Annotated in this window: 12 protein-coding genes; 2 read left to right on the top strand and 10 right to left on the bottom strand. The window is 74.1% G+C overall.

What is annotated here, in order from left to right:
• Window positions 1–186: 186 nt before the first annotated feature.
• The 8 genes from CRP51_RS16260 to CRP51_RS16225 all read right to left on the bottom strand — a co-directional run bounded on the left by CRP51_RS16260 (window position 187) and on the right by CRP51_RS16225 (window position 9,473).
• Window positions 187–681 (bottom strand): hypothetical protein, encoded by a 495-nt coding sequence (locus CRP51_RS16260; protein ID WP_097231943.1) that lies wholly within the window; start codon window positions 679–681, stop codon window positions 187–189.
• A gap of 64 nt (window positions 682–745) precedes the next feature.
• Window positions 746–1,354, bottom strand: coding sequence for an aminoacyl-tRNA hydrolase (gene pth / locus CRP51_RS16255; protein WP_097231942.1), 609 nt, complete (start codon window positions 1,352–1,354; stop codon window positions 746–748).
• Window positions 1,355–1,415: 61 nt separating this feature from the next.
• Window positions 1,416–2,000: a 50S ribosomal protein L25/general stress protein Ctc gene (locus CRP51_RS16250; RefSeq protein WP_097231941.1), complete on the bottom strand. Its 585-nt coding sequence runs from the start codon at window positions 1,998–2,000 to the stop codon at window positions 1,416–1,418.
• 196 nt (window positions 2,001–2,196) lie between these two features.
• A complete protein-coding gene (locus CRP51_RS16245) occupies window positions 2,197–3,174 on the bottom strand; it encodes a ribose-phosphate diphosphokinase (protein WP_097231940.1) in 978 nt (325 codons plus the stop codon).
• 98 nt (window positions 3,175–3,272) lie between these two features.
• Window positions 3,273–4,739 carry a bifunctional UDP-N-acetylglucosamine diphosphorylase/glucosamine-1-phosphate N-acetyltransferase GlmU gene (glmU, locus tag CRP51_RS16240; protein ID WP_097231939.1) on the bottom strand — a complete coding sequence of 489 codons (1,467 nt, stop codon included), beginning with the start codon at window positions 4,737–4,739 and terminating at the stop codon, window positions 3,273–3,275.
• 267 nt (window positions 4,740–5,006) lie between these two features.
• Window positions 5,007–5,990, bottom strand: a complete 984-nt coding sequence (locus CRP51_RS16235; RefSeq protein WP_097231938.1) for a coiled-coil domain-containing protein — start codon at window positions 5,988–5,990, stop codon at window positions 5,007–5,009.
• 175 nt (window positions 5,991–6,165) lie between these two features.
• The gene (locus CRP51_RS16230; protein WP_170970573.1) at window positions 6,166–8,493 is read right to left on the bottom strand and encodes an SUKH-4 family immunity protein; all 2,328 of its coding nucleotides are present in this window, start codon (window positions 8,491–8,493) and stop codon (window positions 6,166–6,168) included.
• Between the two features lie 5 nt (window positions 8,494–8,498).
• Window positions 8,499–9,473, bottom strand: a complete 975-nt coding sequence (locus CRP51_RS16225) for an SMI1/KNR4 family protein (protein WP_097231936.1) — start codon at window positions 9,471–9,473, stop codon at window positions 8,499–8,501.
• An 80-nt stretch (window positions 9,474–9,553) separates the two neighbouring features.
• Between CRP51_RS16225 and CRP51_RS29165 the strand changes: the two genes are divergently transcribed.
• Window positions 9,554–10,543, top strand: coding sequence for an SUKH-3 domain-containing protein (locus CRP51_RS29165; protein ID WP_212615926.1), 990 nt, complete (start codon window positions 9,554–9,556; stop codon window positions 10,541–10,543).
• A gap of 96 nt (window positions 10,544–10,639) precedes the next feature.
• Here CRP51_RS29165 and CRP51_RS16215 read toward each other — a convergent pair whose 3' ends face one another.
• Together CRP51_RS16215 and CRP51_RS16210 are read right to left on the bottom strand one after the other, a co-directional pair.
• Window positions 10,640–11,620 carry a nucleoside triphosphate pyrophosphohydrolase gene (locus CRP51_RS16215; protein WP_097231934.1) on the bottom strand — a complete coding sequence of 327 codons (981 nt, stop codon included), beginning with the start codon at window positions 11,618–11,620 and terminating at the stop codon, window positions 10,640–10,642.
• Between the two features lie 65 nt (window positions 11,621–11,685).
• Entirely contained in the window at window positions 11,686–12,357 is a 672-nt protein-coding gene (locus tag CRP51_RS16210; RefSeq protein WP_097231933.1) for a SurA N-terminal domain-containing protein, read from the bottom strand.
• A 411-nt stretch (window positions 12,358–12,768) separates the two neighbouring features.
• Between CRP51_RS16210 and CRP51_RS16205 the strand changes: the two genes are divergently transcribed.
• The coding region (locus tag CRP51_RS16205; protein WP_141514617.1) for an ATP-binding cassette domain-containing protein at window positions 12,769–13,040 on the top strand (272 nt) is incomplete at its 3' end.

Raw genomic sequence — 13,040 nt, 5'->3', positions numbered from 1 at the left:
ACGGCGCGTGGGCCTTGCCGGCCGGGGTGGGGACTCGTCCTCGCCCCGGTGGTGGGTCGCTCGCGCGGTTCCCCGCGCCCCTTCTCCGTCGGTGGGCGGCTCGGGGGCGCGGGGAGGGGCGCGGCGCGTGGGTGGCGGGGGTCAGTCGACCACGGTGCCGCACCGGGTGGGTGGGCCGCGTTCGGCTCAGATCCAGAGGAGGAACGTCAGCAGCAGGTGGGCGAGGGCGACGCCGGCGACCGTCCAGGCGACGCGGTAGCGGCGCAGGCCGCCCGCGACGACGACGGAGGCGAGCAGCAGGCCGCCGGCCAGCGGCGCCAGGGAGTAGAGCCGGCCGGCGCCGTCCGAGCGCAGGACGACGTCACCGTCGGGCGGCCGGACGACCGTGAGGCGCTCGCCCTCCGCGCGCCCGATCCGCTGTTCGAGGACGACCATGTCGCCGCTGGCGGTGGAGACCCCGGCGCAGCCCTCGGGTTCGCAGCGGAGCAGCGTGATCTCGCTCTCCTCGGCGTCGCGGACGCCGAACGCGTAGCGCGCGTCCTCCCAGGACGCCCACGCCCCGCCGGCCACCAGGGCGACGGCGAGCAGCCAGGAGATCACCAGGCGGGCCAGCAGCAGCGCGCCGAAGGCGCTCTCGCCGGCGCGACGCGCCGCGCTGCGGCGGGGCCGGGACGCTGACATGGCGCAGATCTTTGGCCAAAGCCAGGGCGCTGGTCAAGTCCTGGCGGGCCCGGCCGCCCGCCGGTCAGCCGTTGTAGCGGCTCTGCGCCCGCTCCAGACCCTCGCTGACCAGCGCCTCGGCGGCGTCGGCCGCGCGGTCCACGTGGTAGTCGAGGTCCTTGCGCTCGGTCGTCGAGAAGTCCTTCAGCACGAAGGCCGCGACGTCCATCCGGCCGGGCGGGCGGCCCACGCCGAACCGGACGCGGTAGTAGTCCCTGCCGAGCGCAGAGGTGATCGACTTCAGCCCGTTGTGGCCGTTGTCGCCGCCGCCGCGCTTCAGCCGGAGCACCCCGTAGTCGATGTCCAACTCGTCGTGGACGACCACGAGTCGGGACGGGGGGACGCCGTAGAACGAGCAGAGCGCGCCGGTCGGCCCGCCGGAGACGTTCATGAAGGACATCGGCTTGGCCAGCACCACCCGGGGGCCGCCCGAGCCGGGGGGGCCGAGGCGGCCCTCCAGCACGGCGGCCCGGGAGCGGTGGGCCTTGAACCCGCCGCCCAGCCGCCGCGCCAGCAGGTCGACGACCATGAAGCCGACGTTGTGCCGGTTGGCGGCGTAGCCGGGGCCCGGATTGCCGAGGCCGACGATCAGCCACGGCCCGTCGGGCGCCGGCGCGTGCGCGGCGTCGTTCATGAGTCTCTCGTCTCCTCGGGCCGGGTGGGCCCGGTCGGGCCCACCCTCGCGGGGCTGCGCCTCAGCCGGCTTCCTCTTCGGTGGCGGAGTCGGCGGAGGGCTCCTCGGCCTGCGGCTGGAGCACCTGCACCACGACGTCCTCCGGCTCGACGGCCAGGCTGGAGCCGGCCGGCAGCTTGACGTCCTTGGCCAGGACGGAGTCGCCGATGGTCAGGCCGGCGATGGAGAGGGTGACCGACTCGGGGAGGTGGGTGGCCTCGGCCTCGATCGGCAGGGTGTTGAGCACGTGCTCCAGCAGGCCGCCGCCCGGGGCCAGCTCGCCCTCGACGACGATCGGGACCTCGACGGTGACCTTCTCGCCGCGCTTGACGACCAGCAGGTCGATGTGGACGAGGAAGCCGCGGATGGCCTCCCGCTGCACGGCCTTCGGGATCACCATCTCCTGGCGGCCCTCGATGTCCAGGGTGATCAGGACGTTCGGGGTCTTGAGCGCCATCATCAGCTCGTGGCCCGGCAGGGTCACGTGGACCGGGTCGGTGCCGTGGCCGTAGACGACGGCGGGAACGCGCTCCTCCCGGCGGATGCGGCGGGCGGCACCCTTGCCGAACTCGCTCCTGGGCGCCGCGCTGATCTTCACGTCCGACATGGCGGAACTCCTTGTGGTGTGACCGGAAAAGAATTCGGTCACCCGGCCCAGGGCGGGCCTGCACAAAGAGCGCGTCGATAACGGATAAGCCCCTCCGGGCCTCCCTCGCCGAGCAACGGGCCCGATTCTACCCGCCGCCGGCGCCTCTCCAGAACACGGTCGGGAGAGGCCCCGGCGGGGCCCGTTTCCCGGGCGGTTACGCGTCGCCCTCGAAGAGGCTGGTCACCGATCCGTCCTCGAAGACCTCGCGGACCGCCCTGGCGATGGTCGGCGCCATCGACAGCACGGTGATCTTGTCCAGGTGGACCTCGCTGGGAGTCGGCAGCGAATTGGTGAAGATGAACTCGCTCACCCGCGAGTTCTTCAGGCGGTCGGCGGCCGGCCCGGAGAGCACGCCGTGGGTGGCGGCCACGATCACGTCGGAGGCGCCGTTGCTGAAGAGCGCGTCGGCTGCGGCGCAGATGGTGCCGCCGGTGTCGATCATGTCGTCGACCAGGACACACACCCGGTCGCGCACGTTGCCGACCACCTCGTGGACGGTGACCTGGTTGGCCACGTCCGGGTCGCGGCGCTTGTGGACGATGGCCAGCGGGGCGCCCAGCCGGTCCGCCCAGCGGTCGGCGACCCGCACCCGGCCGGCGTCGGGGGAGACCACGGTCAGCTTCTCCCGGTCGACGCGGCTGCCGATGTAGTCGGTCAGCACCGGCAGCGCGAAGAGGTGGTCGACAGGACCGTCGAAGTACCCCTGGACCTGGTCGGCGTGGAGGTCCATCGCGATGATCCGGTGCGCGCCCGCCGTTCCGAGCAGGTCGGCCATCAGCCGCGCCGAGATGGGCTCGCGACCGCGGTGCTTCTTGTCCTGGCGGGCGTAACCGTAGAACGGAATGATGACGGAGATACTCCGCGCCGACGCCCGCTTCAACGCGTCGATCATGATCAGCTGTTCCATGATCCATTTGTTGATCGGTGCCGTGTGACTCTGCATCAGAAAACAGTCGGCGCCGCGAACGGACTCCTGGAAACGCACATAGATCTCGCCGTTGGCAAAGTCCTGAGCCTTGGTCGGGACCAGTCCCACGCCCAATTCGGCGGCGACCTCCTTCGCCAGCTCGGGGTGGGCGCGGCCGGAGAAGAGCATCAATTTCTTCTCACCGGTCGTCTTGATCCCGGTCACAGTCAGTCTCCTTGGCTCCGAGGATGCGCTCGTTCGGCCTACTCCGGAACAGAGGGGCCCTCCTTACGGTACGCCGTGGAGGGCCCCGAGCGAACCCGTCAGTCCTGATCGTGATCGGGCTCCGCCGCAGCTAGAGCCGCCTGGGCCGCCTCGTCGGCCGCCGAGCCCGCACGGCGGCGGGCCACCCAACCCTCCACGTTCCGCTGCCGACCACGGGCTACACCGAGTGATCCCGGGGGAACGTCGGCGGTGATGACCGAGCCGGCCGCCGTGTAACTTCCGTCCGCGACCGTGACAGGCGCCACAAAGGTATTGTCGGCGCCCGTCCGGCAGTGCGAACCGATCGTGGTGCGGTGCTTTGCCTCGCCGTCGTAGTTCACCACCACACTGGAGGCGCCGATGTTGGTGTGCTCACCGATGGTGGCGTCGCCGACATAGGAGAGATGCGGGACTTTGGTGCCGGTGCCGAGCGAGGAGTTCTTCACCTCGACAAAGCCGCCGACCTTCGTGGCCTCGCCGAGCAGCGTTCCCGGGCGGAGGTAGGAGTACGGCCCGACCTTGGCGCCGGAGCCGATCACCGCCGTGTCCGCCACCGTGTGCACCACGGAGGCGCCCTCGCCGACCGTGCAGTCCCGCAGCCGGCTGCCCGGGCCGACCTCGGCGTACGCCCCCACGTGGGTGGCGCCCAGCAGCTGGGTGCCGGGCTCGACCACGGAGTCCGGCTCGAACGTGACCGTCGCGTCGACCCAGGTGCTGGCCGGGTCCACCACCGTGACCCCGGCCAGCATCGCGGCCTCCAGCAGCCGGTCGTTCAACAGGCGCCTGGCGTGCGCCAGTTGCACCCGGTTGTTGATGCCGACCAGCTCGGTCGGGTCGGTCGCCAGCTCGGCGCCGACCCGGTGACCCGCGGTCCGCAGGATGCGCAGCACGTCGGGCAGGTACTCCTCGCCCTGGCTGTTGTCCGTGCCGACCTTCTCCAGCGCCTCGGCGAGCAGCGCCCCGTCGAAGGCGAAGACACCCGAGTTCACCTCGCGGATCGCCCGCGTCGCCGGCGAGGCGTCCTTGTGCTCGACGATCTCCGCGACCGAGCCGTCCGGCTCCCGCACCACCCGCCCGTAGCCGGTGGCGTCCGGCAGCTCCATCGTCAGCACCGTCACCGCGTTGCCCTCGCTCGCGTGCCGCTCGGCCAGGGCGCGCAGCGTGGCGGTGGTCTGGAGCGGGGTGTCGCCGCAGGTCACCAGGACCGTGCCGGTCGGCGTCGCGCCGTCCTCCTCCGCCAGCGCGGTCAACGCGGTGCGCACCGCGTGCGCCGTGCCGCGCCGCTCGGTCTGCACGGCGGTGCGCACCCCTGCGTCCAGCTCGGCCAGGTGCGCGACGACCCGCTCGCGGCCGTGCCCCACCACGACCACCAGCCGCTCCGGCTCCAGCTCCCCGGCCGCCAGCACCACGTGCCCGACCATGGAACGGCCGCACAGCTCGTGCAGGACCTTGGGCGTCGTCGACTTCATGCGGGTCCCCTCACCCGCTGCGAGAACGATGATGGCTGCCGGACGGTTGGGGCTCACGGAAATCGCGTCCTTCGGTCGGTGTGGTCGTGCGCTCGTGCACGCCCCGGGCCCGGCCGGGAAACCGGGGCGTGCACATGAGAACTCGGAGCGACGGGGAATGTTCCGCAGGATACCCACGCGCCCCGCACGTCCCGCCGCAACAGACTCCGTCAGCCGTGGTCAACGGTGGTCAGCCGTGGTCAGTGACGGTCGGTCGTGGTCGGCGCCGGTCAGCGCCGGTCAGCTCCGGTCGGGTCGGCTCGGGTCGGCTCGGGTCAGCTCGGGTCAGCCTCGGTCGGTCGTGCTCTCGTCGGCCCGACCGGAGCGAAGCGTCCCGAACCCTCCGGTGGTCCCCTCGTCGGCGGCCGCGCGTTCGTCCCGGTGTGGCGGTTCCCCGTCGTCCGGGCGGTGCGGGGTGCGTCCGGTCAACGTGGCCAAGGTGGTCCGCAGATGCGCCAGATAGGCGCGGACCTGCTCCGCCCGTTCCTCCTGGAGGCGGGCCAGCCGCTCGGCGTCCTGCTCGATCCGCCGCCGTCGCGTGTCCGCCTCGGCCAGCAGTTCCGCCCGCCGCGTCTCGGCCGCCTCGTTCCGCGCCCTGGCGGCGGCCTCCGCGTCGGCCAGGTCGCGCCTGGCGCGCTCCCAGAGGGCGTCCGCCCGCTGGGTCAGCTCGGCCACCCGGCTCTCCACCGACTCGGTGCGGGCCGCGATGCGCTCGTCGGCCAGCCGGCCGCTGGCCCGCTGCCGCGCGCGTTGCTCGGCGACCAGCGCCTCGGCGTGCCGCACCACGTCGGCGAAGGTGGCCTCCGCCTCGGAGCGGGTCCGCTCGGCCGCCTGCCGCTCCGTCGCCAGTCGCGCCTCGGCCGCCTCGGTGGCCTCGGCGACGGTCCGCTCCGCGGCCGCCTCGGCGGCCACCCGGATCCGGGCCGCCTCCTTCGCCGCCCGTTCGCGTAATCCCCGGCCCCACTCCTCCGCCTCGCCGACCAGCGCCTCCCCGTCGGCGCTCGCCAACTCCCTGACCTCGGCCGCCTCGTCCGCCACCTCGGCCAGCAGCAGCTCGGCGCGCTCGCCCAGCTCCGCGAAGTCCGGCTCGGGCAGCGCCGCCGCCTCCTCGCGCAGCCGCGTCGCCCGCTCGGTGAGCCGCTCGACGAGCTCGCCCAGCTCCACGAGCCGCCGTGACGCCAGGTCCCGCTCCCGGCCCAACTCGGCCAGCGCGCGGTCGACCTGCTCCGGCGAGTACCCCCGCCCGCGTACCGTCCGGAAACCTGTCATAGGCAGATGATCCCCCAAACACCTCGGGGGCATCCGGAACGCGGGGCACGGTCTCACCCGAGCGGCGTGCGAACGCGTTTTCTGGGGGGCGGGGGCGACGACGGCGTCGTCCGCGGCCCGGTGGTGGGCTGCCCGCGCGGCCCCCGCGCCCCTGGGCGGGGCGCGGGGGGAGGGGTCAGAGCAGGCCGTCCCACATCTGTTCGAGCAGGACGGACCACCAGCTCTCCGGGTCGGCCACCGTCATCGGGTCGAGGGAGGCCAGCTGGGCCTGGAAGTCCTTGGTCCAGCGGCCCGCCTGTTCCGACGTCAGGCCGTACCGCAACCGCCACATCCGCCCCAGCAGCGCCATGGAGCGCGCGAACTGCGGCAGCGAGGCGTTGACGAACTGCGGCGGCACCGGCTGTCCGCCGGGGCCGGCCTCCAGCGGGACGGCGACGATGTGCGCCGTCCCGTACTGGACGCACAACTGCTTGCCGAAGTCGCTGCCGACCACCAGGTACGAGCCGGCGTCCGGCGCCGGCTGCACGCCGCGCTCCATCGCCACCTCGGCCAGCGTGGGGATCGGCGCCCCCGGCTGGGCGCGGGCCCAGAAGAACGGCGGCAGCTCCACGGGGAGCCCGCTCCAGGTCAGCGTGTTGGCGACGATCTCCGGCACCCCCTGCCGGGAGGCGAAGTGCGGCTCGTAGCGGAAGACCAGCTGCGGGCCGAACGCCTCGGCGAGCTCCTGGCCGATCACGTCGAGCCCCACCGCGGGGGCCGGCGCCTGCTGCGGCAGCGGCGCGCGCACCGGCGCCGAGCGCTGCGGGCCGTCCGCGAACTGCTGCAGCTCGTCCTGGTGCTCCACCAGATGGCGCACCCCGGCCTGGCGTGAGGCGAAGTCGGTGCCGTAGGCGGCGGTGTGCGTGATCCGCACCTGCGGCCAGGTCTCCCGGATCATCCGCGCGCAGTAGCCGCCCGGCAGCTCGCAGGACTGCAACTCGGTGTGCAGCTCGATCACCTGCTGCGCGGGCACCTGCATCGCCATCAGCTCGTGCAGGATCTGCCACTCCGGGTGCGGCATCCCCGGCGCGGAGCGTCGGATCAGCTGCTGCTCCGAGCCGTCGGGCCCGCGGTAGCGCAGCACGGCCATGTAGCCGGAGCCGACGGCCGGCTGGGGCTCCTGCGGGTAGCCGTAGGACTGCGGCGGCGGTGTCCCCGCGCCGGGCGCGGGCGGCGGCGGGGTGCCGGGGCCGGCACCCGGCGGCGGGGTGCCCTGCGGCGGCGCTCCCGGGGGGGCCGGCATCGGGCCAGGGCCCGCGCCGGGCGGGGGCGGGGGGCCGGCGGGCGCGCCGGGCGGCGGGGGCGTGCCGCCGCCCGGCCCGCGCACCGAGGAGACGACGTCGGGGTCGACCATCCGCGTCGCGACGTAGGGGGCCTCCTCGCCCGAGGTCGGCTCGTCGGCCTGGCCCTGGCCGGGCCTGGGGGTGCCGGGGGCGGACGGCGGGGGCGGCACCGGCATCCCTGCGCCGGGACCGCCGACCCGCGCCTTGTGGGTCTCCTCGTCCGCGATTCCGGCGGCGGGCGGCGGGGGCGGCGTGCCGGGGCCGCCCGGCGGTGCGGGCGGGGGGCCCATCGGCGCGCCGGGCGGCGCGTCGGGGATGCCGGGCGGCGGCCCGGCGGGGGCGCCGGGAGGCGGCGGGGCGACGGCCGTCGGCGGGAGCGAACTGCCCTGCGGCATCACGGTGGTCTTGGCCTCGGCGGCGGCGCTCGGGCTCGGCTTGTCGTCGTCTCCCAGCACGGGCGGTGAGAAGACGGTGAGCGGCGGGGCCATCGACTCGGCCTCGTCGGCGCTGCCCGAGGTGTCGGTCCCGGCCCAGGGCGAGGCCCCGCCGGCGGACGCGCCGCCGGACGAGCCCTCGCCAGCGCGGGGCGTCACGTCGGCAGCCGCCCACGGGCTGTCGGCCGCGGGCTCGGGCCGTTCGGGTTGCTCGGGCTTCGGCGGGCCGGCCGCGAACGGGGCCGGCGGCGGGGGCACGGCCGGGGCGGGCACGGGCGGCGGAGCCGCCGGCTCCGGACGCGGGGGAGCGAACGGGCCGGGGGCCTCCGGCTTCGGCGGCGTCTGGTCCTTCGGCGCGTCGTTCCCGGGGGCGCCGCCCGGGACGCCGGCCTTGTCGCCCGCCTCCTGGAGCCACTTGGGCGGCGTCAACATGAACGACGTCGCCTCCTCCGCCATGACCTTCGGCGGCTCGGGCGCCGCCGGGGCCGCCGGCTCCGCCGGGCCGTACTCCTCCTCGTAGCGGCGGATCACCTCGCCGACGGGCAGCCTCGGCCAGTAGGTGGCCTCGCCGCTCTCCCGCGCGATGACCAGCCGGCCGCCGCCGACCTCGGAGCCCGAGGCGTCCTCGGCCCACGCCACGAAGCCGAGGTCGAACTCGCGCACCCGCACCTCGGGCTTTTGGCCCTCGGCGCCGGCGCCGTCGACCCAGCGCTCGGCGCGCTCCTGCGCCTGTGCGAACGTCACCACGGCACTCACCTCCCCACCGGAACGGCGTTCGCGAAACCGCCGTCCACCATCAGATTCGCCACCGACTCCAGCTCGGGCGGCGAGCCGGCGAGGCGCAGCAGGAAGCCGTCGAAGTCGTCGCCGCAGGGCAGCAGCAGCTCGCCGACCCGGTCGGCCACGGTCAGCCCGTCCCGGTCGCGGGCGTCGTCCACCGGGCAGAGCCAGACAGAACCGGCGCCCTCGCCACGCACTTTCACCGCCACGATGCCGCCCTGGACGAAGGCGACCGCCAGATAGTCCTTGGTGAGGTGGTCGCGCAAACACTTGTTGACGTACACGAGGTCGTCGACCGCCGCCTCCTCCCTGAGGGTGAAGAACGGCTGGTCGACCAGGAGTCCCAGCTCCGCGTCGAGCGCCACCCCGACCGGCGCGCAGCCGCCGGCGGCCTTCAAAAACGCGCGGTAGGCGGGCGGCAGCCGGTAGCCCAGCTTCTCTTCGGCGGTCCGCAGCCGCTCCTCCGGCACGGCCGCCGACGCCGGCAGCCCGAAGTGCGCGGGACGCGGGTCGGCGAGGGGCCTGGTGCCGCGCTTGTTCTGGTCGACGGCGGTGGTGGCCAGGCCGCCGTGGTGCCGGAGCAGGGCCTTCACCTCGACCGGGACCAGTTCGAGCCGGCGTGAGCGGGCCACGTGGTGCCAGGTCCAGCCGTGCGGGGTGGCGACGGCGGGCAGCTCGGCCCACAGCTCGTGACCCGAGGCGTGCAGCGCGGCGTTGGCGGAGACGTAGTCGGTCAGCCGCAGCTCGTCGACGCCGAAGCCGGCGGGCGGCTCGGCGATCTCGGCCGCCGCTCTGGCGTAGGGCGAGAAGTCGGGATAACCCTCCGCGTCCACCCGGACACCGTGCGGATACTTCGCCGCGCGGACCGGATCGGGGAACTGCACCACCTGACCGGCATAGGCCCGGTTCGGTGGCGCGGCCTGCTGGCCGAGCCGACCTGTCGTCATGGCGTGAACGCCCCCTGCTGTCGCCTCTCGCTGTCGCGCCACAGCCTATGGGGTTTGCGGACGGTGGCACGATCGTCCTCGTGATATCGGATATCCACGGCCAGTCGTCGGGCGCCTCGCAAGCGGAGGACGCCCGTCCTGACCCTCCCGCGCTGCTGCGTCGCAGGGACGGCATCCTGCCGACCACCGCCGCCGCGCTCTCCCTCCCGGAACGGGCGCAACCGCTGACCGGCACCGCCAGCCGCAGCACGCCACCGCCCGAACCGCATCCGGTGGTCGCCGAGATCCTCGCCGGTCTCGGCACCGCTCAACGGGAACGTCACCTGGGACGTTGCCCGGAGCCCGCCCTGCTCTCCCGCTGGCTGTTCGAGACCGGAGCCGGCAGCCTGGAGCAGGCCCGCCACGCGCTGAACGGCGCGGGAATCATCTGCCGCCACATCCGCGAGGACGGCGACCCACGGCACGGCGCGCACGCGGCGCACTGCCGTTCCTGCGCCGTGCTGCTGGCCAGACTCGGCGTGACCAGCCTCACCCCGGCGCCGGCCGCGGCGCGGGGAGGAACGTTCGGCGGCGACACCCTCGGCGGGCCGACGCAGGGCGCGCCCTGGTCGGTCGGGACCGTGGACCAGGCGCTGGAGGCCGCCGGCTGGCGCCCGGGGCGCGGGCACGCGGCCAAGGCGGAGGCGTGGGCCGACGTCCTCAGCGGTCACCGCTCGCCGCAGGGGCACCCGCACGAGCTGTTCCCGGCGGCGTTCGAGACCTGGGCCGAGCTGGGCGAGATCACGCTGCAACCGAACGGTCCCGGGGTGGCGTTCGCGCCGAGCGCCGTCGTGATCGATCCGCTGGCCGGGCTGCACTGGGCGCGGGTGCTCAGCGACCTGGGGTACGCGTTGGGTGGCCGACTCGCGCCGCTGGGCGAGGAGTTGGGCAGCGGCGCGCTGCTGGCGCTGGACACGGAGGGGCGGCTGTACGGGATCGACCACAGCGGGGACTGGTATCTCGGCCACGACGTCCTCACCGGCCTCGCCACCCTCCTCACCGGCGCGGCGCCGCACCGCCTGGAACCGTGACGTGCCGCGGGGGCTTTCTGACGGGGGCGACCACACCGACGCGTCGGGCTCTCCCGGTGGGTGGTCGCTCGCGCCGTTCCCCGCGCCCCTTCTCGGCTAACCGCCGGAGGCGACGATCGTGTCGCGGTAGGCGCGGGCCGCCGCGCGCAGCGCCGTCTCCGGGTTGACGCCGGCCGCCTCGGCCTCCGCGGCCAGGGCCAACAGCCGGTAGCCGAACCCCCCGTCCTGCGGGGTCTTTGGCAGCGGGACGGCCAGGCCGGTCCGCCTGGCCCGCCCGGCCAGCTTCGCGGCCAGCGCCAGCGCCGGCTGCCCCAGCGGCACGCCCTCCGTCACCGAGGTGCGTGCCTTCTCCTCGGCCTTCACCTCGAACCACAGCGCCTTGACGTCCTCGGGCGTCTCCGCCTTCGCGTCGCCGAAGATGTGCGGGTGGCGGCGGATCAGCTTGGTGACGATCGTGCCGGCGACGTCGTCGATGTCGAAGGGCTCGTCGAGGTCGTCGGCGGCGATCCTGGCGTGGAAGACGACCTGGAGGAGCACGTCGCCCAACTCCTCGCGGATCTCCGCGGGGTCGCCGTTCTCCACGGCCTCGACCAGCTCGTAGACCTCCTCGACCCCGAAGGCCGTCAGGCCCTCGCTGGTCTGGATCGAGGCCCACGGGCAGTTGGCCCGGATCTCGTCCATCACCCGGACCAGGTCGAGCAGCCGGGCGCCCGGCAGGTCGTAGGAGCCGGGCAGCAACTCCAGCGCCGGCAGCGCCGCCGACCGACCAGAACCGGCCAACCTCGCGAGTTCGTCCGTGAGTCCCGGCTCGCCCTCGGCGCCGGCGATCACCACCGCCGTGCGGCCACCCGCGCAGGCGGAGACCAACTCGGCCGCCGACGGCACGCCCTGGCGCACCGTGACGCCGGCCTCGCGCAGATAGGGGCCGTGCGGGTGCTCGGCCTCCCGGCAGACCACGAGATCGGCCTCGTGCAGCACCTGCCAGGCGGGCCAGGAGAGCAGCCCGGGAGCCACCCGGTGGCTGGTGGTCAGCAGGACGATCCGGCCGGGGGCACCGTTGAGTTCGCGCACGGTCATCCGTCGAGACTAAACCGCACGTCCGGGGAGGTCACCGACGCCCCCGGAGGAGCGGGGCGGGCCCGTCAGGCGGGCGGGACGGGCAACTCGGCCTGGTCCTCGGCGGGCTGCTCGGAGCGCAGCCACGGTGTGTCGGACTCCGCCAGCACCACCTGCTCCGAGTCCCACTCGCCGTAGCGGGGGTTGACCTCGACGCCGATCCGCTCGGCGGTCTCGGCGAGCGCCTCGCGCATCACCAGCTGGCCCTCCTGGCCGGCGGGGGCGTTCAGGCGCTGCGCCACCCCCTGAAAGAGGAGCTGGCTGCGCAGCACCTGGTCGATCTGCTCGTCGCCGGCCATCGGCAGCCCGCCGGTCGTGGTCAGCGCGCTGAGCCGCAGGGCCTCCGCGCCGCCCACGCTCTGCTCGGCGATGGCCCGGCTCTCCTGGATCTGCGCGCGGGTCACCTCGACACCGTGTTCCTCGGCGGCGGCCTCCAGCACCTCCAGATAGACCAGGAAGTCCACCGTCTGGCGCGTCAACCCGGCGCTGGCCTGGAGGAGTTGGTCCCCCTCGGGCTGCTCCCGCTGGGCTTCGCGGATGGTCTCCACCCGGTCCTGCACACTGGCGATGGTGATCTTCTCGCCGCCGACCACGGCGGCCGCGCCCGGGTGGGCGTCGGTGGAGCAGCCGGTGAGCAGAGGGGTCGCGACGAGCAGGGCTGCGGCCGTGACCGCGAGCGTGGAGGTGCGGCGCTTCACTGGGGTACTCCCGAGGACGAGCCAGTGGGGTTGGTCGATCTTACGCGGCCTGATCCTAGGCGGCGGCACCGGTCCTGACCACCGTGCGGACCGTTCCTTCCCTTGCTGGTGGGGCGGGTGGGGCGGCCGGTGGGGCTCACCCGACGTTCACCGCGAGGGGGAGCCGCCCCCGCGCGTTCTCCCCCTCTGTGGGGGCCCCTTAGGGGAACCCTGCTACTTCTCACTGACCCCCACCTCCTACCGGGGGCTGACGAGGACGCGCCAGGCGGCCCCTACTCTCTTAGGGGTACTTGCTGGAAGTCGTCCGTCGGACGTCGACGGGCGAGGACCGGCCAACGGGGTAGACGCCGCGCGTTCGAGCGCGGGCGTGAGCGGGGTTCCCCACGTTTCCGACGCGCAAGGAGAACGCACGTGACAACGGCTGTAGTCAATCCGACGACCGGGGGCAGCGGAGGGCATTCGGCCGTGGCCGCGCGAGCGGAGACCGTCGTCAAGTCCTACGGAGAGGGCGAGACGCGGGTTTCGGCGTTGGACGGGGTGAGTGTGGACATCGAGCGGGGGGTGTTCACCGCGATCATGGGCCCCTCGGGCTCGGGCAAGTCGACGCTGATGCACTGCCTGGCCGGTCTCGACACCGTCACCTCGGGACGCATCTGGGTCGGCGGCACCGAGATCACCGGCCT

Source organism: Streptomyces zhaozhouensis, assembly GCF_900230195.1.
Lineage (GTDB): Bacteria > Actinomycetota > Actinomycetes > Streptomycetales > Streptomycetaceae > Streptomyces > Streptomyces zhaozhouensis.
The sequence above is the reverse complement of the archived record's forward strand: the minus strand, read 5'-3'. Positions and strand labels throughout refer to the sequence as shown.

Excerpts from the sequence above, each read along its gene's own strand:
- CRP51_RS16260 (WP_097231943.1), bottom strand. The coding sequence starts at position 681 with ATGTCAGCGTCCCGGCCCCGCCGCAGCGCGGCGCGTCGCGCCGGCGAG.
- pth (WP_097231942.1), bottom strand. The coding sequence starts at position 1,354 with ATGAACGACGCCGCGCACGCGCCGGCGCCCGACGGGCCGTGGCTGATC.
- CRP51_RS16250 (WP_097231941.1), bottom strand. The coding sequence starts at position 2,000 with ATGTCGGACGTGAAGATCAGCGCGGCGCCCAGGAGCGAGTTCGGCAAG.
- CRP51_RS16235 (WP_097231938.1), bottom strand. The coding sequence starts at position 5,990 with ATGACAGGTTTCCGGACGGTACGCGGGCGGGGGTACTCGCCGGAGCAG.
- CRP51_RS16225 (WP_097231936.1), bottom strand. The coding sequence starts at position 9,473 with ATGACGACAGGTCGGCTCGGCCAGCAGGCCGCGCCACCGAACCGGGCC.
- CRP51_RS16215 (WP_097231934.1), bottom strand. The coding sequence starts at position 11,620 with ATGACCGTGCGCGAACTCAACGGTGCCCCCGGCCGGATCGTCCTGCTG.